Genomic DNA, 25,893 nt, shown 5'->3' on the forward strand with positions numbered 1-25,893 from the left:
CGGTTCGGCATTTTGCGCTTCCGCCCGTCAGCGGCTACTTCGCTTCCACGTCGAGCGGCTCGCGAAAGCCGAGTTCGAGCGCTGTCCAGACGATCGCGCCGACGAGCAGCGAATCGATCCCGACAACGTACCAGCCGGACAGAACCTCGGCGACGCGCGGCTGGAGCCAGTGCGCCGAGCCGGAAAACAGAGCCGCAAGCGGTACGGCGCCAGCGAGCCCCGTCGGCAATTGTCTTGCGCGCAAACGCTTTGCAGACAAATTATAAAAGGATATGCCGATGAATAAAACCGCGAAGGCGTAAAACAGCAAATAGACGAAGGTCAGAAACGTCTTCCAGTCGAAGAGGCCGGACGATGGCGACAGATGGCGATGGGCGTTCGGCTCCAGAGAAAGCCAGATCGTCGTCAAAAAAGCAAAAATGACGGCCAGGAGCCCGGCGCCCTCACGCCAGGTCCTTGCGTCCAGAAGTCCCTGATCCGTGCGAAAGCCGAAGCGCCGGATGAAGGCCGACCACGCCGCGGCCATCAGTCTCTCAGCAGATCATTGATCGCGGTCTTGGCCCGCGTCTGCGCGTCGACGGTCTTGACGATGACGGCGCAATAGAGCGACGGCCCGGGGGAGCCGTCGGGCAGCGGCTTGCCTGGCAGATTGCCGGAGACAACCACGGAATAGGGCGGCACATAGCCGATGTGGATCTTGCCGGTGGCGCGATCAATGATCTTGGTCGAGGCGGAAATGAAGGTTCCCATCGAGACGACGGCGCCTTCGCCGACGATGACGCCCTCGACAATCTCAGAGCGCGCGCCGATGAAGCAATCATCCTCGATGATCGTCGGATTGGCCTGCAAAGGCTCCAGCACGCCGCCGATGCCGACGCCGCCCGACAAATGCACATTCTTGCCGATCTGCGCGCAGGAGCCGACAGTCACCCAGGTGTCGACCATCGAATTGCTGTCGACATAGGCGCCGAGATTGACAAAGGAAGGCATCAGCACGACGCCCGGCGCGATATAGGCCGAGCGGCGCACGATGCAGTTCGGCACCGAGCGGAAGCCCGCCGCGGCGTGCTCCTTCGGCCCCCAGCCGGCGAATTTGGAGGGAACCTTATCCCACCAACTGGCGCCGCCGGGGCCGCCCGAAATTTCCGCCATATCATTGAGGCGGAACGAAAGGAGCACCGCCTTTTTCAGCCACTGATGCACGCGCCAGGATTCGGGCCCCACCGCGCCGGGCATTTTCTCCGCGACGCGGAGCTTTCCCGAGTCGAGAAGGTGGAGCGCGGCGTCAACAGCCTTGCGGATATCGCCTTGCGTCCCGGCATTGACATTGGCGCGATCCTCGAAGGCCGCTTCGATGATCGTCTCCAGGGCTGTGTGCGTCATCTTTGAATGTCTTTCTGCGCAAAAAGGAGCTGATGAAGCCGTTACAGGGTTCGCGCGGCGCAATCAACGGCGCTTGATCCTCGCGCCGGTATTTGAGGCGAGCCTTATTCGTCGCCGTTCAACGCCGCGACAATCTCGACGAGGAAAGCCTCAAGGTCGCTGATGACGAAATCAATGTGCGGCGGCGCTACCTCGCTGGTGATCTCAAAAGCCTCGCGATGATCCATCTGGCCGGCCTTGGGCACCACGAGGGCCGTGGTCATTCCTCTTGCATGGGGCACGATGAGATTGCGTGCGAGATCCTCGAACATCACCGAGCGTGTTGGATCGACGTCATGCTTTTCGAAAAAGCGCTCATAGGTCGCGGCTTCCGGCTTCGGCATGAAATCGGCCGCGACGATATCAAAAATGTCCTCGAACATCGCGTCGAGGCCCAGCGCCTTGGCCGTGCGGATGGCGTGATCGCGTGAACCATTGGTCAAGATCAGCTTGCGCCCGGGCAAAGCGGTGATGGCGCTGGCCAGCGAATGGTTGGGAACAAGGCCGGATCTGTCGATATCATGCGTGAAATCGAGATAGGCTTCGGCGCTGATCGCATGCTCCTGCATCAGGCCGCGCAGGGTCGTGCCGTAACGCTCGTAGTAATATTTTTGCAGCGCGCGGGACGACATGCCGTCGAGGCCGAAAAGATGGGCGAGGAACAGCGTTATGCGCGCGTCGATCTTCGGCCAGAGGTCGCTGTCAGCCGGGTAGAGCGTGTTGTCGAGATCGAAAACCCAGATGTCCTTTTGCGCGAACTGACCGAGGGGCGCGGGTTCTGGCGCCCGCGCCGCCTCGCCGGCCTCGATTTCCACTGAAGATTGTTTCGCCTTTTTCACTGCGTGATCAGCGTTCCCGCGCCATGATCGGTCAAAAGCTCGACCAGCACCGCATGCGGCGTCTTGCCATCAAGGATGACGACGCCTTCGACGCCCTGTTCAAGGGCGTAGATGCAGGTCTCGACCTTGGGGATCATGCCGCCCGTGATGGTGCCGTCGGCGATCAGAGCGTGAATCTCGTCGACGCGCAATTCCTTGATCAAATTCTTGTCCTTGTCGAGGACGCCGGGCACGTCGGTCAGAAACAAAAGCCTTTTGGCTTTCAAGGCGCCGGCGATCGCGCCAGCGAAAGTGTCGGCGTTGACATTGTAGGTTTCGCCGTCCTCGCCTTGTGCGATCGGCGCGAGAACGGGGATCAGTTCGCGGCCGAGCACCTGATCGAGCACTGTGGCGTCGACTTTCGACGGCTCGCCGACGAAGCCGAGATCGATGGCTTCGCTCGTCTGCGGCGCCTTTTTGGCGATGACCATATTGCCGTCCTTGCCGCAAAGGCCGATGGCGCGGCCGCCCTCGGCATTGATGAAGCCGACGATCTGCTTGTTGATGGAGCCGGCAAGCACCATCTCGACGATTTCGACCGTCGGCTTGTCCGTGATGCGCAATCCGTCCGAGAATTCGGACTTGATGCCGAGCTTTTTCAGCATAGCCCCGATCTGCGGGCCGCCGCCGTGGACGACGACGGGATTGACGCCGGATTGCTCGAGCAGGACCATGTCGCGCGCGAAATCGCGACCGACCTTGTCGTCGCCCATCGCGTGGCCGCCGTATTTCACCACGACGATCGCGTCGTCATAATGCAGCATATGCGGTAGGGCCTGCATCAGGATCGCGGCCTGTTCCTGAGCTTTCTCCTGCTCGCTCACCTTGGTCGTATCGTTCATTTCGACGTTCCGATCGCTTCGCTCAAATTTTCTAGCCGCTTGCTGCGACAAGCTCAACGCGGAGCCGCGCCGTCTTCAAAAGCCGCGCTCGGCCATGAGCCGCGCGATCCCGGCGCGCACGTCTGGAATGCCGGCAAAACTTTGCGAGGATGTGAAGATCACCTGGGGAAAAGCGGCGGGACGTTTTTCGATGGCTTTCAGCGTCTCCTCGACGCGTTTGTCTAGCTCGGCCACCTTCACCTCGTCGCGCTTCGTCAGCACGATCTGATAGGACATGGCGGAGCGGTCGAGCAAATCCATCATCTCGGCGTCGACGGGCTTGAGGCCGTGGCGGCCATCGACCAGCACAAAGACGCGCAGGAGCGAGGCCCGCCCGCGCAGAAAATCCCGCATCAGATCGGTCCATGAGGCGATTTTTTGCTTCGAGGCCGCCGCATAGCCATAGCCTGGCATATCGACGAGGCGGAGCCTTGCTGTGTCGACATCGCCGCCGAGCCCGAAGAAATTAAGTTCGCGCGTGCGGCCCGGCGTGTGCGACGTGCGCGCGAGAGTCTTGCGGTTGGTCAGCGCGTTGAGCAGCGAGGATTTGCCGACGTTGGAGCGTCCGGCGAAAGCGATTTCCGGGGCGCCCGGCGGCGGCAGCTGGCTCGCCGAACTCGCGGCCCAGAGAAAATCGCATTCCTGCGCGAAGAGCTTGCGCCCGATTTCGTTAAAATCGGGCTCGTCCGCCGCCGCCTCGCCGGAGGCTTCACTCATCAGCTCGTGGCCTTTTTTCTGAACATTCCGGCGATATTGTCGAAGAGCTCTATTTTGACGCCGGCTCTTTTCATGATGAGCGTCTGCTGGGCGACGGAGAGGGTGTTGTTCCAGGCCCAGTAGATGACGAGGCCGGAGGGAAAGCCGCCGAGGGTGAAGGTGAAGATCACCGGCATCCAGGTGAAGATCTGCTTTTGCGTCGGATCGGCCGGCTCGGGGTTCGCCTTCATCTGCACGAACATGGTGACGCCCATGATGAGCGGCCAGACGCCGAGCGCGAGGAAATGGCCGATCATCGGGATTTGCGTCGGGTCGAAAGGCAAAAGCCCGAACAGATTGAAGATATTGGTCGGATCGGGGGCGGAGAGATCCTTGATCCAGCCAAAGAAGGGCGCATGCCGCATCTCGATGGTGACGAACAACACCTTATAAAGCGCGAAGAACACCGGGATCTGGATCAGCATCGGCAGGCAGCCCGACACCGGATTGATCTTCTCGCGCTTGTAAAGCGCCATGGTTTCCTGCTGCTGCTTCATCTTGTCTTCGGGATATTTGTCCCTGATGGCGGCGATCTGCGGCGCGACCGCCTTCATCTTGGCCATCGACAGATAGCTCTTGCTGGCGAGCGGGAAGAACAGGCCCTTGACGATCACCGTGGCGATCAGGATGGCGACGCCGAAATTGCCGGTCAGCGTATAAAGGAAGTGCAACAGCTGGAACATCGGCCGGGTGATGAAGTAGAACCAGCCCCAGTCGATCAGCAGCTCGAATTTCTTGATGCCGAGATCGGCCTGATAGGCGTCGAGCGTATGCACTTCCTTCGCCCCGGCGAAGAGGCGGCTCGTCGTTTCGCTCGACGCGCCTGGCGATATCACCAGCGCCGGGCCGACGAAATCGGCGCGATAGCTTTTGATCGGCCCTGTCAGCCCGGCCGAAAAGCGCGCCTCGATCGCCTCCTTCTGGTCCGGGATGACGGCGGCGGCCCAGTATTTGTCGGTAAAGCCGAGCCAGCCGCCGACGCCTGACAGCGTTTTCGCCGCGTGATCCTCTTTCTCGATCTTGTCGTATTTGATCTCCTCGACGCCGCCGTCGCCGATGACGCCGACGAAACCTTCATGCAGCACCGAATAATTCACCGTTTTCGGCAGGCCGTGCCGCGCCACGAGCGCGTAAGGGGCGAGCGTGACCGGCTTGTCCGACTTGTTCTCGACGCTGTCGCGAATGGTGAACATATAGCGTTCGTCGACCGCGATCTGGCGATGGAAGACGAGGCCCTGGCCATTGTCATAGCTCAGCGTCACCGGCGTTTGCGGCGTCAGCGTGTCGCGGTCGGCGCGCCAGAGCGTGTCGGCGCGGGGCAGCGCCAGCGCCGCGCCGGCGCCCGAGAGAAAGCCGGCCTCGGCGTAATAGGCGTCAGGCGCGCCGGGCGGCGACAGCAGGATGATGTTCGGGCTGTCTGGATCGACCGTCTCGCGGTAGGCCTTCAGCGCGACGTCGTCGATGCGCGCGCCCTTCAGCGCCAGCGAGCCAAAAATCGCCGGCGTCTCGATTTTGACGCGCGGCGAATCAGCCAGGGCCTCAGCGCGGGTTTGCGGCGCCGCGGCGTCAAGCGCGGAGAGATCGCGCGAAACCGCGTCCTGCGGCGCGCCGGCGGTCGAGGGTGAAGAGGAGGGCGCGGCGCCCGGCGCCGTCTGCGCCTGCTGCTGCGGAAACTGCCGCGCCCGATCGGGCTTCGGCGCAAAGAAATAGCTCCAGCCAACGATCACAAGACACGACAGACCGATCGCAAGATAAAGATTCCGAGAATCCTTCGTCATATACTCGCCGCCTTGGGTAAATTCCCGAATGAAAGTCTTGAAACTCTGCCTTCAGCATAAAGCCTTCGGAGGCCGCGCGGCTCCGTTCCCGATGGGAGCTTTCGGGCGAGCATCAATCCGGCCGGCCGTTCCGCCCCGGTTTGCCTTGAGGCGCAGCAGTTGCGGACGTTGATTGCGAGCGCGGTGTCTGCGCCTTTGATTTTCCGGCTTCAATTCTGCCGAGCGAGCGAACAAGCTCGGCCTGCATTGCGGGAAAGCCTAAGCGAAGGGCCTCGATGCGCGCAATCAGCACATAATCATGCCCAGGGCGAACGGGAAGAGCCTCCGCCGTGCGAACCGCTTCCTTGAGCCGGCGGCGAATCCGGTTGCGCAGAACCGCTTTGCCGATCTTCTTGGTGACGGTGAAGCCAAATCGCGGCGGTGGCGCTGGCGACCCCAAATCGATTCGGTCGACGCCGCGCTGCTCAAGGCCGAACTGAGTCGCCGCCTGCAGGGTAAAGCCCCTTGCGTGAAAGCGCTTGCCCTTGGCCGCGCGTAAAAAATCCGCCCGTCGTTTCAAACGCTGAGGCGCTGCCGAAGGCGGAAAATCCTGCAAAGACCATTTGCCTGTAGTTTGAGCGCATGACCGCGCGACGAAAGCTTAGCGTCGCCGCAGATCATGCCCGGCTGCTGGAGGCGGGCTCCAGCGCATGAGACTCAGGCGGACAGTTTCTTGCGGCCGCGCGCCCGGCGCGCTGCGATGATACGGCGCCCGCCCACGGTCGCCATCCGGGCGCGAAACCCGTGCCGGCGCTTACGCACGAGCTTGCTCGGTTGATATGTCCGCTTCACCGTTCAATTCCTTTAAACTAGCGCGTCAGCAAAGCCGAGCGTCCACGATCTCCGCATATCGAAGCGGAGCGCGGCGATCAAGCCCGGCAAAGAAGGCGTCTTATAAGGGCGCCCTAACGCCAAAGTCAATTTACGCATGCGAAAAGCAGCGCCTGTAGCGCATCGGTTATGCATAATGATTCAGGCGGCGTCGCGGCGCGGCTTTCCTTCGGCGCCGGCGCGAATCGCCGAGATATTCGCCGCATAGTGATCCGGACCGCCCTTGAAGACGGCCGAGCCTGCGACCAGCGTGTCGGCGCCCGCCGCCGCGACCAGCGCCGCGGTCTCCGGATTGATGCCGCCGTCGACCTCGATGCGGATCGGGCGCTCGCCGATCATCGTCTTGAGCTCGGCGACCTTATCGACCGCCGAGGCGATGAAGGCCTGCCCGCCAAAGCCGGGATTGACCGACATCACCAGCACGAGGTCGATAAGGTCCAGCACGTGCTTGACGCTTGCGGCGGGCGTCGCGGGGTTGAGGACGACGCCCGCTTTCTTGCCGAGGCCGCGGATAGCCTGCAGCGAGCGGTGCAGATGGGGACCCGCCTCGACATGAATCGCGATGAGATCGGCGCCGGCTTCGGCGAACGCGCCGAGATAGGGATCGCAAGGCGCAATCATCAGATGCACGTCGAAGGGCAGCTTCGTATGCGCCCGGAGCGCGGCGACGACAGCCGGGCCGATCGTGATGTTCGGCACGAAATGTCCGTCCATGACGTCGACATGAATCCAGTCGGCGCCGGCGGCTTCAATGGCGCGCACTTCTTCGCCGAGCCTCGCGAAATCCGCCGACAGGATTGACGGGGCGATGACGAGAGGATTCATGGTCGTTGGCCCTTTCAACCCGAGGCTTCGGCGTCGAAGACGCGGCTCGGCAGCACGTCGGCCGCGTCGATCGTCATCAAATCCTCGATCAGCACGGGACCCTCCTGCGCGAAATAGCGGTTGGCGTGCCTCAATCTGGCGCGGTCGAGAGCGTTGCGGATGGAGCGCGCGTTGGAAAAAAGAGGCTGGCGGCGCCGCGTTGCAATATAGGCTTCGAACGCTTTCGCGCCCTCGGGGCTGAACTTATAGTGCTGCGCCGCGAGCATCGTCTCGGCAATCGACATCAGCTCGTCGTCGCCGTAATCGGGGAAATCAATATGATGGGCGATGCGCGAGCGAAATCCGGGGTTTGAGCGGAAGAACTGGTCCATGCGCGTGGCGTAGCCGGCGAGGATCACGACGAAGTCTTCGCGCTGATTCTCCATCACCTGGAGCAGAATCTCGATTGCCTCTTGGCCGTAGTCGCGCTCATTCTCCTGACGGTAGAGGTAATAGGCTTCGTCGATGAAGAGCACGCCGCCCATGGCTCTCTTGAGGACTTCCTTCGTCTTCGGAGCCGTATGGCCGATATACTGGCCGACGAGATCGTCTCTCGTTACCGAGACAAGATGACCTTTGCGCACATAGCCGAGTTTGTGCAGGATTTCCGCCATGCGCAGCGCCACGGTGGTTTTTCCGGTGCCGGGATTGCCGGTGAAGGACATATGCAGCGTTGGCGTTTCCGCGACGAAGCCAAGACGCCGCCGCACGCGGTCGACGACGAGCAGCGCGCAAATCTGGCGGATGCGCTCCTTGACTGGCGCGAGGCCGACCAGCTCCCGATCGAGCTGATCGAGCACTTCCTGCACATGCGTCTCACGCAGTTCGGCGCGAAGATCGATGGTCGCAGGGGAGGAGACAGAGGCGTCCTCCGTCGCATTATCGCTTGAAGCCATGGCTGCCTCGCATCATCGCATGTCGCCCCTCCGCCGACGCCGTTGGAGCGTCAACGAGTCCAGCTGGGTCTATGTGGGACTTGGCGCATGATGCCGAAAAGTCGCAGAGTTTTTGGACCCACATCATGCGTTAGAACAAAGGCTCTAAAGTAAAAATTACGTCCTTTCCCGGGTAAGCGCCCCGAGGGGCGTCAAAGGACGGCGCCGGCGCTCCTCGTTCGGGGCTTTCATTGGATCATGCGCTAATAACGCTCCGACTCCGGCCGGTCGACGGCGTAGGATTGCGTCGAATAGATCTGGTTGCGGCCGGGGCCTTCGGTGCGAACAAGGCGGAAGCCCGGCTCGTTCCTCGGCCGATTCACAATAAACGAGATGCGCACGCTCTCCCACCCGTGCGATGAGTCAAAGCCCGAAAGCCGGATGTAGTAGCGCTCGGCATGCGCCTTGCGGCAGGCTTCGAGCTCGAGCATCACGCCGGCGGCGTCCTTGATGTCGAACATCGGCAGATCCCACATTTCCCAATAGGTGTTCCGGGGATGCGGATCATCCGTGTATTCGAGGTTTACCGCCCAGCCCTTGTCGATGCAATATTGGACCTGGGTTCTGATTTGATCGTCGGTGAGATCTGGAAGAAACGAGAAACAACCTTGCGTGATGCGCATCAGAACAATCCGTCCTATTCTGCCGGGGTGACGGTCGGAACGAAATCCGGCGAATCCGTTGACGTATAATTGAAGGTGACGTCCTTCCAGACATCGAGCGCCTGCCGCAGCGGCGTGCAGCCGCGCGCCGCTTCTTCCAGAATGGCCGGGCCTTCCGCGAGGGTGTCGCGCCCGGCGTTGCGCGCGAAGATCATCGCCTCGAGCGCGACGCGGTTGGCGGTCGCGCCCGCGGCGATCCCCATAGGATGGCCGATCGTGCCGCCGCCGAACTGCAGCACGACGTCTTCGCCAAGAAGATCGATGAGCTGGTGCATCTGCCCGGCGTGAATGCCGCCCGATGCGACAGGCATCAGCTTGTTCAGCGACGCCCAGTGCTGATCGAAGAAAATCCCATGCTCCAGCCGCTGCGGATTATAGTCCTCGCGGCAGATGTCATAATAGCCGCGCGTCGTATTGGGATCGCCTTCGAGCTTGCCGACGACCGTGCCGGCATGGATGTGATCGACTCCCGCAAGACGCATCCATTTGGCGATGACGCGGAAGGAGACGCCATGAATCTTCTGCCGCGTATAGGTTGAATGGCCGGCGCGGTGGAGATGCAGGATCATGTCGTTCCTGCGCGCCCATTTGGCCATCGACTGGATCGCCGTATAGCCGATCACGAGATCGATCATGATGATGACGGAGCCGAGCTCCTTCGCAAACTCCGCGCGCTCATACATGTCCTCCATGGTCGCGGCTGTGACGTTGAGATAGGTGCCTTTGACTTCGCCGGTCGCGGCCTGCGCGCGGTTCACCGCCTCCATGCAATAAAGGAAACGCTCGCGCCAATGCATGAAGGGCTGCGAGTTGATGTTTTCATCGTCCTTCGTAAAGTCGAGACCGCCCTTCAGCGCCTCGTAGACGACGCGGCCGTAATTGCGTCCCGAAAGTCCGAGCTTCGGTTTGACCGTTGCGCCGAGGAGCGGGCGGCCGAATTTATCGAGGCGCTCGCGCTCGACGACAATGCCGGTCGCGGGGCCCTGAAAGGTTTTCACATAGGCGACGGGGAAGCGCATGTCCTCGAGGCGCAGCGCCTTCAGCGGCTTGAAGCCGAACACATTGCCGATGATCGAGGCGGAGAGATTGGAGATCGAGCCCGGCTCGAAAAGGTCGAGCTCATAGGCGATGAAAGCGAAATAGGAGCCGGGCGCATGGGGCACGGGATCGACCCGATAGCATTTCGCCCGGTATTTGTCGGAAGCCGTCAAACGGTCTGTCCACACGACGGTCCAGGTCGCGGTCGAAGATTCGCCCGCGACAGCTGCCGACGCCTCTATCGGATCGACCCCATCCTGCGGCGTCACACGAAAGCAGGCGATGATGTCCGTATCGTTCGGGACATAATCCGGCTGCCAATAGCCCATCTCGCGATATTCCATGACGCCCGCTGAATAGCGCGAACGGGGAACAGGGTCTTTTATGGCTGCCATGTGACTCTCCGTTTGATGGCGTCGCTTACTCCGCGGCGGAGCGTTGCAGTTGCGCGCGCGGGTCGAGGCTGCCGGAAGCGTAGCGTTTGGCCATCGCGGACATCGGCAGCACCTTGATCTTCGACGCGTTCCCGGCCGTTCCGAACTGTTCGAGACGCAGCTTGCAGACCGCTCGCATGGCGTCCATCGCCGGCTTCAGGAATTTGCGCGGATCGAACTCGTCCTTGTGTTCGGTCGCGATGCGGCGCAGCTGCCCGGTCATCGCGAGACGGCAGTCGGTGTCGATATTGACCTTGCGCACGCCATGTTTGATGCCGCGCACGATTTCTTCGACGGGCACGCCGAAGGTCTGTCGCATGGCGCCGCCATTGGCGTTGAAAATATCCTGCAGATCCTGCGGCACCGACGACGATCCATGCATGACGAGATGGGTGTTCGGCAATTTCGCGTGGATCTCTTCGATCACCTTCATCGAAAGGATGTCGCCGTCGGGCTTGCGCGAGAATTTATAGGCGCCATGCGAGGTTCCCATCGCAATCGCCAGCGCGTCCACTTTTGTGCGCAGCACGAAATCGACGGCCTGATCGGGGTCTGTCAGAAGCTGCTCGCGGCTGAGCTGGCCTTCCGCGCCATGACCGTCTTCCTGTTCGCCCGTTCCATGCTCGAGCGAGCCCAGAACGCCGAGCTCGCCTTCGACCGAGGCGCCGACGAGATGGGCGAATTCAGCGACTTTCGCGGTAATCGCGACGTTGTAGTCATAGGAGGCGGGCGTCTTGGCGTCGGCTTCGAGCGAGCCGTCCATCATGACAGAGGAGAAGCCATACTGGATCGCGCTGAGGCAGGTCGCTTCGCCGTTGCCGTGATCCTGGTGCATGCAGATCGGAATGTCGGGATACATTTCGATCAAGGCTTCGATCATCTTGGCGAGCATGATGTCATTGGCGTAGGCGCGCGCGCCGCGGCTCGCCTGAATGATGACGGGCGCGTCGACCGAGGCGGCCGCCTCGACGATTGCAAGCCCCTGCTCCATATTGTTGATGTTGAAGGCGGGAACGCCGTAGTCGTGCTCGGCCGCGTGGTCGAGCAATTGACGAAGCGTAATTCGGGCCATGGATGATTCTCCCTCGCACTTTGAAGTTTGGGGCCTCGTCGCCGGGCTTCTCCCGGCGCTCCAGCCATCCTGATCGATGCCCCGGCGATCGCGCTGCGTTGTCGCGACCGCCGTTTTCTCTCCCTTCGCCGAACCGATCGATCCCGCTGCTTTCAGCGCAGCTTTGGCAGGATCATCACCGCTTGCGCGGCGCCAGCCGGGCCCGCGCTTCGGCGATGATGGCTTCGACCGTAATGCCGAACTTTTTGAACAGTTCGCCCGCCGGAGCACTAGCCCCGAAACTCGACATGCCGATGAAGCCGTCCTCCGGTCCAAGCACGATGTCCCAGCTCTGACGCACCGCCGCCTCGATCGCGATGCGCGGCGCCGTTCCGATGACGCTGGCGCGATAGGCGGCCGGCGCCTTGGCGAAGAGCTCGAAACAGGGCAGGGAGACGACCGCCGCGCGGACGCCTTCATTGGCGAGCTGCTCGGCGGCCTCGACCGCGAGCGAAACTTCAGAGCCCGTCGCGAATAAGGTAATGTCACGCTCTCCTTCCGGCGCGCGTAAAACATAGCCGCCGGCGGCGGATAGATTCTCGGTCGTATGCGCGCGGCGAACGATTGGCAGGTTCTGCCGCGTGAGCGCGAGAACGGACGGCGATGACCTGGCCTGAAGAGCGAGCTCCCAGGCTTCCGCCGTCTCGACCGCGTCGGCGGGGCGAAACACAAGGAGGTTCGGGATTGCGCGCAGAGCGGCCAGGTGTTCGACCGGCTGATGCGTCGGCCCGTCTTCGCCAAGTCCGATCGAATCATGGGTCAGGACATGGATGACGCGAATCCCCATCAAGGCGGCGAGGCGGATCGCGGGCCGGCTGTAATCGGCGAAAACCAGAAAGGTTCCGCCATAAGGAATAAAGCCGCCGTGGAGAGCGATGCCGTTCATGGCCGCCGCCATGCCGAATTCGCGAATTCCGTAGTGAATGTAGCGGCCGGTAAAATCATCGGGCGTCACCGGCTTCATGTCGGCGGCCCTGGTATTATTGGAGCCGGTCAGATCGGCTGATCCGCCGATCAGATTGGGCTGCGCCGGGCTCAGCCAGTCGAGCAGCTTCTGCGAGGAGATGCGCGTCGCCTGCGGCGCGCCGCTTTCGCTCGCGGCTTTCTTGAACGATTCGACGGCGGCCACAACGGCTGGCTCGATCGCGCCGCTGAGATCGGCGTCGTAACGCGCCTTCGTCGCGGCGTCGAGCTTGGCGTATCGGGCGGTCCAGTCGGCATGAGCGCCGGCGGCGTAGCCTGCCGCCTCGCTCCAGGCTTTCTGGATGTTGTCCGGGATTTCAAAGGGCGCCGCAGTCCAGCCGAGGGCGGCGCGGGCGCCCGCCACTTCGTCCTTGCCGAGCGCCGCCCCATGCACGGCATGGGTGCCGGCTTTCGTCGGCGCGCCATAGCCGATTGTCGTCCGGCACGCGATCAGCACCGGCTTCTTGGAGGATTGCGCAGCTTCGAGGGCGGCTGCGATGGCCTTCGGGTCGTGCCCATCGATCCGCGAGGCGCTCCATCCCGCCGCCTCGAACCGCGTAAGCTGATCGACCGAGTCGGCGAGCGAGACCTTGCCGTCGATGGTGATGCCGTTATCGTCCCACAAAACGATCAGCTTGGATAATTTAAGATGGCCGGCGAGCGCGATCGCTTCGTGGCTGATCCCCTCCATCAGGCAGCCATCGCCGGTGATGACGTAGGTGCGATGGTCGGCGATGCCGGCGCCGTAGCGGGCGGCGAGCAGTTTTTCGGCGATCGCCATGCCGACCGCTGTCGCAAGGCCCTGGCCGAGCGGGCCGGTTGTCGTCTCGACACCCGGCGTATGACCATATTCGGGATGGCCGGGCGTCCTTGAATTGAGCTGGCGAAAGCGCTCGATCTCCGTCCGGTTCATGTCGGGATAGCCGAGCAGATAAAGCAGCGAATAGAGCAGCATCGAGCCGTGTCCGGCGGACAGCACGAAACGGTCGCGGTCGGGCCAGGCCGGATCCGCGGGATCGAATTTCATGAATTGGGCGAAGAGAACAGTCGCGACGTCGGCCATGCCCATCGGCATGCCGGGGTGACCGGAATTGGCTTTCTCCACCGCGTCCATCGACAGCGCGCGAATGGCGTTGGCCATCTCCGCGTGCGTCGCGCTGTTAGAAACTCTCGCTAGCACGTTCATCAAATTTACGTCCATGAGTTAGCCGCCTTCGCCGCTCGACGAGCTGGAGGATGAAGGGGGTCAGGATGAGCTGCATCGCTAGATCGAGCTTGTTGCCGGGGATCACGATCGAATTGGCGCGCGACATGAAACTGTCGCGGATCATCGAATGCAGATACGGAAAATCTATGCCGGTCGGCTTCGCGAAACGGATGATGACCATCGATTCGTCGGCTGTTGGAATCCACCGCGCGACGAAGGGGTTAGAGGTGTCGACCGTCGGAACGCGCTGAAAATTGATGTCCGTCTCGGTAAATTGTGGACAGATGTAGCGCGTATAATCTGGCATCCGGCGCAGGATCGTGTCCATTACCGCTTCGGTCGTATAGCCGCGATCGGCGCGGTCGCGATGGATTTTCTGAATCCATTCGAGATTGATCACCGGAACGACGCCGATCTTCAGATCCGCGTGCCGCGCTATATTTACCTTTTCGGTGACGACCGCGCCATGCAGACCTTCATAGAAGAGAAGATCGCTGTGCGCCTGCAACGGCTTCCACTCGGTAAAGACGCCGGGCGGGCTCCCATAAAGCGCGGCCTCGGCTTCGTCATGCACATAATGTCGCGTCTTGGCGGTCCCGCGCGCGCTATAGGTGGCGAAGACATTCTCGAGCTCTTCGAGCAGATTGGCGCTCGCCCCGAAATGGCTGAAGTGGTGGTTGCCCTTCGCTTCCTCGTCGGCCATCACCTGGCGCATTTCGTCGCGATCATAGCGGTGAAAGGCGTCGCCCTCGATATAGGCCGCGTTGATGCCTTCGCGCCGGAAAATCTGCTCGAAGGTGCGCTTGACGGAGGTCGTTCCCGCGCCTGATGAACCGGTGACCGAAATGATCGGATATCTTGCCGACATGGCCTTCAGCTTTCTTCAACCGGACGCCGGAGTCTAAACCGCGAATGATCCAGAGCACTTTCAATTGAACCCTTATGGCGGTTCACACAAAGAAAATGCGATGAGAGAAAGCCAGCGCCAGGCGCTAGCCGCGAATGAGGCCTCGTCCCCCGAAAAGCGGCGCGCGCTCGGCCGAGACCTTCGGATCCGAGCGGTAGCGCGCGACAAGACGCGTCGGATCGGCCGACCCAAAAACCAGGGGAGTCCGCTGATGGATCGCGCTTGGAACGATGTCGAGAAGCGGGTTGACGCCATCGGTCGCGACGCCGCCGGCCCGTTCGATGAGGAAAGCGATCGGCGCGCCTTCATAAAGCAGGCGGAGCCGCCCGTCGGCATAGCCGGGCCGCTGATCGGCGGGGTAGAGAAAGACGCCGCCGCGCAAGAGGATGCGATAGGCTTCGGCGACGAGGGCGGCGACCCAGCGCATGTTGTAATTACGCTTCATGGGTCCTTCGACGCCGCGGGCGCAATCCTCGATAAAGGCGCGTATCGAGGGCTCCCAATGGCGGTAATTTGAAGCGTTGACAGCATATTCGGACGATTCCTTGGGGATTGGTCCGACGGTCACCGCATGGAAGAAGCGGCCGTCGCTGCGATCCAGCGTAAAGATCTCGACAGGGCCGTCGCCGAGTGCGAAGACGATTGACGTCTGTGGGCCGTAGATAACGAAGCCGGCGGCGATCTGAGCGCTTCCCGGCTGCAAAAAATGCTCTTCGAGGCTGCTCGCGTCCGGCAGCGTCGGAAGCACGGAGAAGATCGTTCCGATCGATACATTCGCGTCGATATTCGATGAACCGTCGAGAGGATCCATCGAGACCACGATGGAGGCCGTGGGGTCGAGAAGCACGGCCTCGCTCAGCTCTTCGGATACGACGCCATAGACCGGCGCGCGACGCATGGCCTCGACGAACATCTCATCGGCGAGAACGTCGAGCTCTTTTTGCACGTCGCCGTCGGTGTTGGTGCTGTCGCGGCTGGCGCCGAGGCGGCCATAGAGCTGGCCAAGCCCGATAAGGTCCGACAGTTTGACCGCGGTGGCGGCGATCTCCGAGAGCGCTTTCGCAGCGGCGTCCAAACGCGGGTTCGCCACGACGCTCTGCTTTAGATAGGCTTCGAAATCCTGCGCCCCGGAAATCCTTGGCATGTCGCCCTTTTCCTCATTTAATTTTCAGCCTTATCGCCGAAAGCCATCAGAAATAAAAGTGAATATAGTCCGCCCCACTAACAGAAAATCTCAAGAGGGACGATGCGCCGCCTTACTCTCAAGCATCTCGAAACCATCGTCGCCGTCGCTGAAAGTGGAACCATCGCCGCGGCGGCCGACGATCTTAACGTGACCGCGGCGGCGTTGACGTCGCGGATCAAGCTTCTCGAAGATGACGTCGGCGTCGCCCTGTTCGACCGCACCGGGGGGCGGCTGCGCTTGACCGACGCCGGGCAGGAGGTGGTCAAAATCGCGACGCGCATCGATCTGGCCCTGGCCGAACTGAAAGCGACGCTATCGGCGCACAAAGACAAGCATGCCGGACGCGTGACAATTGGCGTCGCCTCCACCGCCAAATATTTCGCGCCGCGCCTGATCGCCGCGTTCGCGCGCGGGAATCCGCGCATAGAAATTGCCGTCACGGTCGGGAACAGAGCCACGATCGTTGCTGCGCTCCGGGACTACGCGATCGACATGGCGCTAATGGGCAGCCCTCCGGCCGATTTTCCGGTCTTCAGCAAAGTCTTCGGCCCTCATCCCCAGGTCGTCATTGCTCCGCCCGAGCACAGTATGGCAAAACGCGCCGGCATAGACAAGGCGGAGCTCTGCCACGAGGGATTCATCATCCGCGAGGAAGGCTCGGGCACGCGCAATGTTTTTGATACGTTCTTTGGCGGGCTCGCGCCATCGCCGCCGCGCGTTCACATCGAGATCGGCTCGAACGAGACGGTCAAGCAGGCGGTGATGGCGGGTCTCGGGCTGACGCTGATCTCCGCGCATACGGTAGAGGCGGAAGTGGCCGAAGGGCGCCTTGCCATTCTGGACGTCGTCGGCATGCCGATCATGCGCCAATGGTTCGCCGTTCGTCACGGCGGCCGGGAGCTGTCGCCCGCGGCGAAAACCATGTGGGATTTCGTCGTTTCCGACGGACGCGGCTTTCTGCCGAAGATCGCTCTGCCGAGGGAATAAATCCCCAAAAGTTCCAGACTTTTTATTGCCTCTCGCTCGTTCCTGGCGAAAGGCGCTCGCGCAAAAACGAGCCGCCGGCGACGAGCCCTTCTTCATCGATGCCGTGGCCAAGCCCTGGCCGCGCCAACACGGCGACGGGAACGCCCAGCGCCTCGAGAACAGCTCTCGCCTCCGCCATCGAAGCGAAGGGAATGATGTCGTCGGCCTCGCCGTGGATCAGCAGCACCGGAGGCTTCCCGCCGATTTCGGCGCGCAGCGCCGCGCCGTCGCGCAGCGCGCCGGAAAAGGCGACGATCGCCCCGATCTGCTCCTTGCGCCTGAGGCCGACATGGAGCGCCATCATTGCGCCCTGTGAGAAACCGACGAGGGCAAGCCGCTCCGGCGCGAGGCCTCGTTCGGCAAGAAGCGTATCGAGACAGGGGTCGAGAAGCTTCGCCGCCGTTCGGGCGCCTTCCAGCAGCTTCGCCGGCGCGCGGTCGGCGACGCTGAACCATTGCAGCCGATCCGGCGCGAAATCGCATGGAAACGGCGCGTTCAGGGAAATGAACTCTGTGCGCGGCAGCAGCATGCCCCAGTACTGCGCAAGATCGATCAGATCATCGCCATTGGCGCCGATCCCATGCAAAAGCACGACAAGGCTTTCCGGACGGCCCCCCGCGAGGGGCGGGACTCGCGGCCCGTCAAGAGCGATCGTCATTGGCTCGGGTCTCTGACGCCTCGGCTTCGGCTGCGGCGGTTTCCTTCTTCAGCTTCGCGAGCCAGCGCTTCGCCTGCGCCTTGACGTTCGCCGGCGCCGTGCCGCCGTAGCTGACCCGGCTGCGGACGGATTTTTCGACGCCGAGCACATCGAAAACCTCGTGTGTGATGCGCGGCTCGACCGTCAGCATCTCGTCGAGGGTCAGTTTTTCGAGACCCTTGTTCTGCGCGGCGGCGATGGCGACGAGCCGGCCCGTGACGTGATGGGCTTCGCGGAACGGCAGGCCCAAAGCCTTGACCAGCCAGTCGGCAAGGTCCGTCGCCGTCGCATATCCGGCGCCGGCCGCGGCCTTCATCCGCTTTTCATTGGGCTCAAGGTCGGCGACCATCCCGGTCATCGCGGCAAGACAGAGCGATAAGGATTGCAGCGCGTCGAACGTGCCTTCCTTGTCCTCCTGCATGTCCTTCGAATAGGTCAGCGGCAGGCCTTTCATGACGACCAGCAGCCCGGCAAGGGCGCCGATGATGCGCCCCGCCTTGCCGCGCACCAGCTCGGCGGCGTCGGGATTGCGCTTTTGCGGCATGATCGAGGAGCCTGTCGAGAATTTGTCCGACAGCGCCGCGAAGCTGAATTGCGGCGTCGACCAGAGCACGATCTCCTCGGCGAAACGGGAGAGATGAACGGCGCAGATCGCCGCCGCGCTCAGCGTTTCCAGCACAAAATCGCGGTCGGACACGCTGTCGAGGGAATTGGCGGTCGGCCGGTCGAACCGAAGGGCGCGGGCGGTGGCGTCGCGGTCGATGGGAAACGACGTGCCGGCCAGCGCCGCCGCGCCGAGCGGGCATTCATTGAGGCGCGCGCGGGCGTCCGTGAGGCGCGATCGATCGCGCGCGAACATCTCGACATAGGCGAGCAGATGATGGCCGAAGGTGACGGGCTGCGCCGACTGCATATGGGTGAAGCCGGGCATGACGCTGCCCGCATGGGCGAGAGCTTTCTCGGCCAGCGCCAGTTGCAGCTGGCGAATTTGGCCGCTGAGAGCGTCGATCGTGTCGCGCACCCAGAGGCGGAAGTCGAGCGCGACCTGATCATTGCGCGAGCGCGCCGTATGCAGGCGGCCCGCCGCGGGGCCGATCAGCGCCGAAAGGCGCGATTCTATGTTCATGTGAATGTCTTCGAGGGCGCGCGAAAATGTGAATGTTCCGCTCTCGATTTCATCCTTGATTGCGGTTAGTCCCTTGGCGATCGCGTCGGCGTCGTCCTTCGTGACGATATTCGCCTGCGCCAGCATCGCGACATGCGCCTTCGATCCCTCTATATCCTGCAGCGCGAGCTTGTAGTCGAAACCGATCGAGGCGTTGATTTCCTCCATGATCGCGTCCGGACCGCTGGCGAACCGGCCGCCCCACATTTTATTGCTCATCGTGTCCCGCTCTTTAGAAGAAATCAGCTTGGAAGACGGCTTGAAAGACTTACCGCATGAGTGAACCTGTTTCGCAACGAGATCCGGACCGCAATGTCCATCGTCCCAGCGCCAATCGCCGTCTTGTCATTACGGCGGGGGTGATAGCGGCCGCCGTTCTGGCTGTCCTTTACGCGATGAAAGGGCCCGGCGGCAAGGAAGTGGAGAGCGCCGCCTGTCCGGGCGCCCGCGCTCGAGCCGCGGTTCTGGCGCCGCTCGCGCATGGGGAGGTCGCCGCCTTCAGCGTTTCCACGCAGCCGCGGCCGCTGCCGGAGCTTAATTTCGCCGCCGCTGACGGCGCGCCGGCGCGGCTTTCCGATTTCAAGGGCAAAACGACGCTTTTGAATCTCTGGGCGACATGGTGCGTGCCATGCCGGCAGGAAATGCCGGCGCTCGACCGGCTGCAGGGCAAGCTCGGCTCCAGGGATTTCACCGTCGTCGCCGTCAACATAGACACGGCGAAGCTGGACCGGCCCAAGGCCTTCCTGAACGAAATCGGCGTCAAAAATCTCAGCTTCTACGCCGACAACACGGCCGATATTTTCCAGACCCTGAAGGCGGATGGAAAGGCGCTCGGCCTGCCGACGACCATTCTTGTTGATGAAAATGGGTGCGACCTCGGCGTGATGGCCGGACCCGCGCAATGGGATTCGCCCGACGCTCTCGCGCTTCTGTCCGCCGCAAAAAGCTAGCGCGCTTCTCTCCGCCGCAAAAAAAACCGGCGCGCTCGCGCAAGAGCATTTCCCCGGCGAGCGACGGCGGATTTGCGACAGCCGCGATGGCTGAATTGCGACAATTCCGCTGACGCGCCGGGTTCGCCGGCGAAAGCCGGCGCCGGTTCAGGCTTTGGCCGGCTGCTTGACCTCAATGCCCTTGCTGCTGAGGTAGCTTGCGAGTTCGCCGCTCTGGAACATTTCGCGGGTGATGTCGGCGCCGCCGATGAATTCACCTTTGATATAAAGCTGCGGAATCGTCGGCCAGTCGGAGAACTCCTTGATTCCCTGACGGATTTCGTCCGTTTCGAGGCAATTCACGTCCTTGAAGGGGACGTCGAGATAAGACAGGATCTGGACGATCTGGCCGGAAAATCCGCATTGCGGAAAGTTCCGCGTGCCTTTCATGAATAAAACCACGTCATTATTTTCGATCGTCGACTGGATTTCTTCCTTGATGGCCATGGCCAATTCCTTTCACGTGAACGCCGTCATTGCCGCAGCGAATTTATGCGCTCTATTTTGGCGCTTGAGTGGTGAGTTGCAATGCATGAAGCGGGCCGCCCATCGAGGCGCCGAGGGCTTTATAGACGATCTGATGCTGCTGCAGCTTGGTCTTGCCGATGAATTCGGAAGAGGTGATCGTCGCCGCCCAATGGTCCTTGTCGCCGACGAGATCGGTGAGGTCGATGACCGCGTCCGGAATGCCGGTCTTGATGAGCTTTTCGATTTCGGAAGGTTCCATGGGCATGAGCGTTGCGTCCTAGATAGCGTGGCGTGAAGCGCCGCTGCGAATAAAGCGCTTCAAGCAAAATCAGTACCGGCCCGCGTCGCCAAACGCGATCGTATGAACGCGAAGATGTCTATAACGCGCCAGCCATATATTCAGGGAGCCATTCTTCATAGTTCCCCACCAGATCACTCAACAATATGGCGGTCTCGCCGCCGAGGGTCAATGTTGGCCCCCCGGTTTCGCCGATGCGCCGACACGGGACGCCGGCTTCCAGCGCCGCAGCGAGGACGGTTTCGACCTGGCTGGTCTGCGCCGCGACAATGTAGCGCGCCTGATCCTCCCCGAACCAGAAGGCATGAGCGGCGACGTCGGCCGGCGCTTCGATCGCGGCGCCGACGCCTCCCGCCATCGCCATCTCCGCCAGCGCCACGGCGAGGCCGCCGTCCGAGGCGTCGTGAACGGCGACGACCACGCCCTGCGCGATGAGATTGCGCACGAAATCGCCGTTGCGCTTTTCCTCTCCGAGATCAACGGGCGGCGGCGCGCCTTCCTCGCGCCCGCAGATTTCACGCAAATAAAGAGATTGGCCGAGCCAGCCGAGCGTCGTTCCGATCAGGAAAATCTGCTCGCCCGGCCGTTTGAACGCTATTGTCGCGGTCCGCCCCACGTCGCTGAGGACACCGACGCCGCCGATCGAGGGCGTCGGCGGAATGGCCTTGCCGCTGCTCTCGTTGTAGAGCGAGACATTGCCCGAGACGATCGGGAAATCCAGCGCGCGGCAGGCCTCGCCAATGCCTTTGAGGCAATCGACGAACTGACCCATGATCTCCGGCTTTTCGGGATTGCCGAAATTGAGATTATCCGTCACCGCGCGCGGCAGCGCGCCGACGGCCGTAAGGTTGCGCCAGGCCTCCGCCACCGCCTGTTTGCCCCCTTCGAAGGGATCGGCCTCGCAATAGCGCGGCGTCACATCCGTCGTCAGCGCCAGGCCCTTGGGGCCGTCGCCAAGACGGATCACCGCCGCGTCACCGCCCGGAGTCTGCACGCTATTGCCGAGAATGAGATGGTCATATTGCTCGTAGACCCAACGCTTCGAGCAAAGGTCCGGCGTCGCGATGAGGCGCAGCAGAGCTTCCGCGTTGGAGATCGGCGGCACGATCTGGGCGGGGTCTATGCGCTCGCGCGCGGCGCTGGAAACATGGGGGCGGTCATAGAGCGGGGCGGCGTCGCCAAGCTGCTTGATCGGCAGGTCGGCTTTGACTTCGCCGCCATGCTTGACGACGAAGCGAAGCGTGTCGGTCGTTTTGCCGACGATGGCGAAGTCGAGGCCCCATTTAACGAACGCGGCTTTCGCTTCTTCCTCCTTGGCCGGATCGAGCACCATCAGCATCCGCTCCTGGCTTTCCGAGAGCAGCATTTCATAGGCGCTCATGCCGGTTTCGCGGCAGGGCAGGGCGTCAAGGTCGAGTTCGACGCCAAGATCGCCCTTCGCCCCCATTTCGACCGCCGAGGAGGTGAGCCCGGCCGCGCCCATGTCCTGAATGGCGATGACGGCGCCGGTGCGCATCAGCTCGAGGCAGGCCTCTAGCAGCAGCTTCTCGGTGAAGGGATCGCCGACCTGCACGGTCGGGCGCTTCGCCTCGGCGTCTTCCTCAAAGGAGGCCGAGGCCATGGTTGCGCCATGAATGCCGTCGCGTCCGGTTTTGGAGCCGAGATAGACAATCGGATTGCCGACGCCCGTCGCTTTTGCGTAAAAAATTTCGTCCGAGCGGGCGATGCCGACGGCCATTGCATTGACGAGGATGTTACCGTCATAGCCCTTATGAAAAGCGGTCGCGCCCCCGACCGTCGGCACGCCGAAGCTATTGCCGTAGGAGCCGATGCCGGCCACGACTCCGGCGACGAGATGGCGCGTCTTCGGATGCTCCGGTGCGCCGAATCGCAACAGGTTCAGACAGGCGACCGGCCGCGCGCCCATGGTGAAGACATCGCGCAAAATGCCGCCGACTCCCGTCGCCGCGCCCTGAAACGGCTCGATATAGGAGGGATGGTTGTGGCTCTCCATCTTGAAGACGCAGGCCTCGCCGTCGCCAATGTCGATGACGCCGGCGTTCTCGCCGGGGCCCTGGATGACCCATGGCGCCCTGGTCGGGAGGCCGCGCAGATGCAGCCGCGACGACTTATAGGAACAATGCTCGTTCCACATCGCCGAGAAAATGCCGAGCTCGGTGAAGGTCGGCACCCGGCCGATCAAGGCGAGGATCTTCTCATATTCGTCCGGCTTCAGGCCGTGCGAGGCGACCAGTTCCGGGGTGATGGGTGGTTCTTCGCTGTGGCTCGACATGGGCCGCCTTATGTCATTGAGATCCCTTGGGAGGGAGGGCCGCCAGAGACGGCGGTCGAGGCGAAGGATCCGCCCCACGAGTGATAGGAAGCCGCCCTCCTTAAGCAGCGGCGCTCCATTGAACAAGTTAACGCGCAAATCCGCTCGCTAGACAGCGGCGGGCGCGGCGGCCTTGAACGCCGCCAGGCTCTCGAACAGCCCCTTGCCATCCGTGCCGCCAACCAGTGGGTCAATCAGATTCTCAGGGTGAGGCATGAGGCCGAGGACATTGAAGCGCTCGGAATAGACGCCGGCGATGGCGTTGGTCGAACCGTTTGGATTGGCGCTCTTGCTGAGCTTGCCTTGGGCGTCGCAATAGCGGAACGCGACGCGGCCATCTCCCTCGAGGCGGCGAATCGTCTCTGCGTCCGCCTCGTAATTGCCTTCGCCGTGGGCGATGGCGATCTTGATCGCCTGACCCTGCTTGTATCTTGACGCAAAGGCCGTATCGCTGCGCTCCACGCGCACATGCTGCATGCGGCAAATGAAGCGCAGCTGCGCATTGCGCATCAAAACTCCGGGAAGGAGGCCGAACTCGACGAGAATCTGGAAGCCGTTGCAGATGCCAAGCACAAGGCCGCCGCGCTCGGCATGAGCGCGCACGGCGCCCATAACCGGCGAATGCGCCGCAATGGCGCCGCAACGCAGATAGTCGCCATAGGAAAAGCCACCCGGCAGCACGACAAGGTCGGTCCCCTGTGGCAGTTCGCGGTCGCCGTGCCAGACGACTTTGGCCGCGCCATGCGAGGCGAGAGCGCGCAGGGCGTCGCCTTCGCGATTCGAGCCGGGAAATAGAATAATGGCGGCGTTCATGGAGCCGATGAACTCCTCGTCAAATTGCGGACTGGCTGCCGCGCGGAGGGCTTGCCTTTCGCGGCGCAGGGCAAGGCCCTAGGGGATTTCGACCTGATAATCTTCGACCACCTGATTGGCGAGAAGCTTTTCGCAGGCCTCCCGCAGCACAGCTTCGGCCGCGCCATGATCGGCGGCGTCGAGTTCCACGTCGAAGATCTTGCCTTGCCGCACGCTTTTGATCCCATTGACATGGAGCGCCTTCAGCGCGCCTTCAATGGCCTTGCCTTGCGGATCGAGGATCCCGTTTCTGAGAGTGACGACGACCCGGGCTTTCATTGCTGTCTATCCCTTTAAGCTTAAGTCCTGCCGATCCGCTTGCTCCAGCGCGGCGCGGGCAATTCCTGCGAAACAAAAACGGAGGCCGAAGCCTCCGGATAGTTCGATTTGCGGCGAGCCGCAAATCTTTGTTCTCGGGATTGGCTTTTGCGCGAGAATTCATCCGCAAAGGCTTCCGCGAGCGCCGCTGCGAGAGAGGTTAGGGACTCTCCGCAAGGGCTTTGCCGGTGGCTTTGGAGCCGAAGGCGGGATTGAAAAGCGCGCGTTCCGGCCGCCTCCTCATCGAAGATCTCGACGTTTCATTTCGTCCGGCAGCTTTCTTGAGGCGGCTAGCGAACGAGCTTCGGTCCGGCCGCGCGAGGTTGTTCATTCTCCTGCAGGATGCCGAGCCTGCGCGCAACTTCCGTATAGGCCTCGACGAGACCGCCGAGATCGCGGCGGAAGCGGTCTTTATCGAGCTTATCGTTCGATTTAATGTCCCACAGCCGACAGGAATCGGGCGAAATCTCGTCCGCGACGGCGATGCGCATCATATCGCCTTCCCACAGTCGGCCGCATTCCATCTTGAAGTCGACGAGGCGGATGCCGACGCCGAGGAACAGGCCGGTCAGGAAATCATTGACCCTTATGGCGAGCGCCATGATGTCGTCGATCTCCTGCGGGCTCGCCCAGCCGAAAGCGGTAATGTGCTCTTCCGTCACCATCGGATCGTTGAGCTCGTCGTTCTTGTAATAGAATTCGATGATCGACCGCGGCAGCTGGGTGCCTTCCTCGATGCCGAGGCGCGTCGCAAGGGAGCCCGCGGCGACGTTGCGGACGACGACTTCGAGCGGAATGATCTCGACTTCGCGAATCAGCTGCTCGCGCATGTTGAGGCGGCGGATGAAATGGGTCGGCACGCCGATGTCGTTCAGATTTTGAAAAATGAACTCGGAGATTCTGTTATTGAGGACGCCTTTGCCGTCAATGACCTCATGCTTCTTGGCGTTGAATGCGGTTGCGTCATCCTTGAAATGCTGGATGAGCGTGCCGGGTTCGGGTCCTTCATAGAGGACCTTGGCCTTGCCTTCATAGATGCGCCGGCGGCGATTCATTGGGATTAACCGTGGCTTGAGAGGATCCATTGGCGGCCGTGGCTCCTGTGAACGTCCTGGGGCCCGCGTCCAAACAGCTGATCGAGCGCTGTTCAGCCGCGGAGGAGTGAAGTTGGGTCGAGGCTAAGCCGCAGGTCCGCAGGGTCTTACACGCTTTTCTGTCCCGGAGACAAGCCAAGCGGCAAACCCGTCGAAAAGCGGCCCGCGCGCGCAGCTTTGAGTCAACGCACTGAGATCACGCTGAAAAATGATTCCCCCACATGAGGCCGACGCCGGCCGTTCTAGCAGACATCCGCCGTCGGATACAGAGAAGAAATCAACCCCGCTCCCGCTTCAAGCGCCGTCATATTGCCTATGCGACAATGGCCTTTTCAAGAAATCATGCTAAAATTAACCAAGGCAAAAGAGCGAAAGTCGGCATTCGCCGGAATTGGATGGGATTTCATGACGACATTCGACAAGCGCGAACAGGCTTTCGAAGCTCAGCTTGTGCATGACGAGGCGCTGAAGTTCAAGGCAATCGCCCGCCGTAACAAGTGGTTCGGGCTCTGGGCGGCCGGAATGCTCGGCAAGACCGGCGCGGAGGCCGAAGCTTACGCCAACGCGGTGGTTCAGACCGACATCGCCCAAGGCGCTGAGGAGTTTTTCAGGAAGGTTCGCGCCGACTTCGACAAAGCCGGAGTCCAGCTATCCGACCACCAGATCCGCCGCAAACTCGAAGAATTGCTCGTCGCCGCGATCGCCGAGGTCAAAGGCGCCTAGAGTCTGACGACGAAAGTTACGGGCCTTTCGGACCGATAT

General features: G+C 62.0%; 27 protein-coding genes. 3 read left to right on the plus strand and 24 right to left on the minus strand.

The features are described from left to right. Nucleotides 1-34: 34 nt before the first annotated feature. From SIN04_RS04835 to SIN04_RS04910, 16 genes are all read right to left on the minus strand, one after another. Entirely contained in the window at nucleotides 35-526 is a 492-nt protein-coding gene (locus tag SIN04_RS04835; RefSeq protein ID WP_341264249.1) for a hypothetical protein, read from the minus strand. Continuing rightward, entirely contained in the window at nucleotides 526-1,383 is an 858-nt protein-coding gene (dapD, locus tag SIN04_RS04840; protein WP_341264250.1) for a 2,3,4,5-tetrahydropyridine-2,6-dicarboxylate N-succinyltransferase, read from the minus strand. Before dapD ends, SIN04_RS04835 begins: the two co-directional genes overlap by 1 nt. Before the next feature lie 104 nt (nucleotides 1,384-1,487). Beyond that, a complete protein-coding gene (locus SIN04_RS04845; protein ID WP_134492285.1) occupies nucleotides 1,488-2,231 on the minus strand; it encodes a pyrimidine 5'-nucleotidase in 744 nt (247 codons plus the stop codon). Nucleotides 2,232-2,257: 26 nt separating this feature from the next. Then, the gene (argB, locus tag SIN04_RS04850) at nucleotides 2,258-3,142 is read right to left on the minus strand and encodes an acetylglutamate kinase (RefSeq protein ID WP_174511532.1); all 885 of its coding nucleotides are present in this window, start codon (nucleotides 3,140-3,142) and stop codon (nucleotides 2,258-2,260) included. A gap of 75 nt (nucleotides 3,143-3,217) precedes the next feature. Then, nucleotides 3,218-3,898 (minus strand): ribosome biogenesis GTP-binding protein YihA/YsxC, encoded by a 681-nt coding sequence (yihA, locus tag SIN04_RS04855; RefSeq protein ID WP_341264251.1) that lies wholly within the window; start codon nucleotides 3,896-3,898, stop codon nucleotides 3,218-3,220. Beyond that, nucleotides 3,898-5,715: a membrane protein insertase YidC gene (gene yidC, locus SIN04_RS04860; protein ID WP_341264252.1), complete on the minus strand. Its 1,818-nt coding sequence runs from the start codon at nucleotides 5,713-5,715 to the stop codon at nucleotides 3,898-3,900. The genes yihA and yidC overlap by 1 nt, the downstream gene beginning before the upstream one ends. 112 nt (nucleotides 5,716-5,827) lie before the next feature. Next, nucleotides 5,828-6,310: a ribonuclease P protein component gene (gene rnpA / locus SIN04_RS20225; RefSeq protein ID WP_134486690.1), complete on the minus strand. Its 483-nt coding sequence runs from the start codon at nucleotides 6,308-6,310 to the stop codon at nucleotides 5,828-5,830. 101 nt (nucleotides 6,311-6,411) lie between these two features. Beyond that, on the minus strand, nucleotides 6,412-6,546 hold the full coding sequence (gene rpmH, locus SIN04_RS04870) for a 50S ribosomal protein L34 (RefSeq protein WP_012590238.1): 135 nt from the start codon (nucleotides 6,544-6,546) through the stop codon (nucleotides 6,412-6,414). Between the two features lie 180 nt (nucleotides 6,547-6,726). Beyond that, a complete protein-coding gene (gene rpe / locus SIN04_RS04875) occupies nucleotides 6,727-7,410 on the minus strand; it encodes a ribulose-phosphate 3-epimerase (protein ID WP_134486693.1) in 684 nt (227 codons plus the stop codon). Between the two features lie 14 nt (nucleotides 7,411-7,424). Then, nucleotides 7,425-8,345 carry a CbbX protein gene (gene cbbX, locus SIN04_RS04880; protein ID WP_134486696.1) on the minus strand — a complete coding sequence of 307 codons (921 nt, stop codon included), beginning with the start codon at nucleotides 8,343-8,345 and terminating at the stop codon, nucleotides 7,425-7,427. A gap of 242 nt (nucleotides 8,346-8,587) precedes the next feature. After that, on the minus strand, nucleotides 8,588-9,007 hold the full coding sequence (locus SIN04_RS04885; RefSeq protein ID WP_134486700.1) for a ribulose bisphosphate carboxylase small subunit: 420 nt from the start codon (nucleotides 9,005-9,007) through the stop codon (nucleotides 8,588-8,590). A gap of 14 nt (nucleotides 9,008-9,021) precedes the next feature. Continuing rightward, nucleotides 9,022-10,479 (minus strand): form I ribulose bisphosphate carboxylase large subunit, encoded by a 1,458-nt coding sequence (locus SIN04_RS04890; RefSeq protein ID WP_134486703.1) that lies wholly within the window; start codon nucleotides 10,477-10,479, stop codon nucleotides 9,022-9,024. Nucleotides 10,480-10,504: 25 nt separating this feature from the next. Continuing rightward, nucleotides 10,505-11,590 carry a class II fructose-bisphosphate aldolase gene (gene fba / locus SIN04_RS04895; protein WP_134486706.1) on the minus strand — a complete coding sequence of 362 codons (1,086 nt, stop codon included), beginning with the start codon at nucleotides 11,588-11,590 and terminating at the stop codon, nucleotides 10,505-10,507. Nucleotides 11,591-11,765: 175 nt separating this feature from the next. After that, nucleotides 11,766-13,778: a transketolase gene (tkt, locus tag SIN04_RS04900; protein WP_134486709.1), complete on the minus strand. Its 2,013-nt coding sequence runs from the start codon at nucleotides 13,776-13,778 to the stop codon at nucleotides 11,766-11,768. Beyond that, complete coding sequence (locus SIN04_RS04905) at nucleotides 13,753-14,667, minus strand: phosphoribulokinase (RefSeq protein WP_134486712.1); 915 nt, start codon at nucleotides 14,665-14,667, stop codon at nucleotides 13,753-13,755. The genes tkt and SIN04_RS04905 overlap by 26 nt, the downstream gene beginning before the upstream one ends. A 124-nt stretch (nucleotides 14,668-14,791) precedes the next feature. Next, complete coding sequence (locus SIN04_RS04910; protein WP_341264253.1) at nucleotides 14,792-15,850, minus strand: class 1 fructose-bisphosphatase; 1,059 nt, start codon at nucleotides 15,848-15,850, stop codon at nucleotides 14,792-14,794. A gap of 102 nt (nucleotides 15,851-15,952) precedes the next feature. On the opposite strand from SIN04_RS04910, the gene SIN04_RS04915 reads away from it, so the two are divergent. Next, nucleotides 15,953-16,879, plus strand: a complete 927-nt coding sequence (locus SIN04_RS04915) for a LysR family transcriptional regulator (RefSeq protein ID WP_134486723.1) — start codon at nucleotides 15,953-15,955, stop codon at nucleotides 16,877-16,879. A 22-nt stretch (nucleotides 16,880-16,901) separates the two neighbouring features. Here SIN04_RS04915 and SIN04_RS04920 read toward each other — a convergent pair whose 3' ends face one another. Together SIN04_RS04920 and argH are read right to left on the minus strand one after the other, a co-directional pair. Further along, entirely contained in the window at nucleotides 16,902-17,576 is a 675-nt protein-coding gene (locus tag SIN04_RS04920) for an alpha/beta hydrolase (RefSeq protein ID WP_341264254.1), read from the minus strand. After that, complete coding sequence (gene argH, locus SIN04_RS04925) at nucleotides 17,560-18,999, minus strand: argininosuccinate lyase (RefSeq protein WP_134486725.1); 1,440 nt, start codon at nucleotides 18,997-18,999, stop codon at nucleotides 17,560-17,562. The genes SIN04_RS04920 and argH overlap by 17 nt, the downstream gene beginning before the upstream one ends. A 56-nt stretch (nucleotides 19,000-19,055) precedes the next feature. Here argH and tlpA point away from each other — a divergent pair, with 56 nt between their 5' ends. Next, nucleotides 19,056-19,730, plus strand: coding sequence for a thiol:disulfide interchange protein TlpA (tlpA, locus tag SIN04_RS04930; RefSeq protein ID WP_134486727.1), 675 nt, complete (start codon nucleotides 19,056-19,058; stop codon nucleotides 19,728-19,730). Nucleotides 19,731-19,877: 147 nt separating this feature from the next. On the opposite strand, the gene grxD is transcribed toward tlpA, so the two are convergent. The 6 genes from grxD to purC all read right to left on the minus strand — a co-directional run bounded on the left by grxD (nucleotide 19,878) and on the right by purC (nucleotide 25,122). Next, nucleotides 19,878-20,216 carry a Grx4 family monothiol glutaredoxin gene (gene grxD, locus SIN04_RS04935; protein ID WP_134486730.1) on the minus strand — a complete coding sequence of 113 codons (339 nt, stop codon included), beginning with the start codon at nucleotides 20,214-20,216 and terminating at the stop codon, nucleotides 19,878-19,880. Nucleotides 20,217-20,268: 52 nt separating this feature from the next. After that, complete coding sequence (locus SIN04_RS04940; protein ID WP_134486733.1) at nucleotides 20,269-20,502, minus strand: BolA/IbaG family iron-sulfur metabolism protein; 234 nt, start codon at nucleotides 20,500-20,502, stop codon at nucleotides 20,269-20,271. Between the two features lie 112 nt (nucleotides 20,503-20,614). After that, nucleotides 20,615-22,828, minus strand: a complete 2,214-nt coding sequence (gene purL, locus SIN04_RS04945) for a phosphoribosylformylglycinamidine synthase subunit PurL (protein WP_341264255.1) — start codon at nucleotides 22,826-22,828, stop codon at nucleotides 20,615-20,617. A gap of 147 nt (nucleotides 22,829-22,975) precedes the next feature. Continuing rightward, nucleotides 22,976-23,680 carry a phosphoribosylformylglycinamidine synthase subunit PurQ gene (gene purQ, locus SIN04_RS04950; protein WP_134486736.1) on the minus strand — a complete coding sequence of 235 codons (705 nt, stop codon included), beginning with the start codon at nucleotides 23,678-23,680 and terminating at the stop codon, nucleotides 22,976-22,978. 78 nt (nucleotides 23,681-23,758) lie between these two features. Next, complete coding sequence (gene purS, locus SIN04_RS04955) at nucleotides 23,759-23,998, minus strand: phosphoribosylformylglycinamidine synthase subunit PurS (protein WP_134486739.1); 240 nt, start codon at nucleotides 23,996-23,998, stop codon at nucleotides 23,759-23,761. A gap of 329 nt (nucleotides 23,999-24,327) precedes the next feature. After that, complete coding sequence (gene purC, locus SIN04_RS04960; RefSeq protein WP_134486742.1) at nucleotides 24,328-25,122, minus strand: phosphoribosylaminoimidazolesuccinocarboxamide synthase; 795 nt, start codon at nucleotides 25,120-25,122, stop codon at nucleotides 24,328-24,330. Between the two features lie 414 nt (nucleotides 25,123-25,536). Here purC and SIN04_RS04965 point away from each other — a divergent pair, with 414 nt between their 5' ends. Beyond that, nucleotides 25,537-25,854, plus strand: coding sequence for a DUF1476 domain-containing protein (locus tag SIN04_RS04965; protein ID WP_134486745.1), 318 nt, complete (start codon nucleotides 25,537-25,539; stop codon nucleotides 25,852-25,854). Nucleotides 25,855-25,893 lie beyond the last annotated feature (39 nt).

Origin of the sequence: Methylocella tundrae, assembly GCF_038024855.1 — a bacterium.
Lineage (GTDB): Bacteria > Pseudomonadota > Alphaproteobacteria > Rhizobiales > Beijerinckiaceae > Methylocapsa > Methylocapsa tundrae.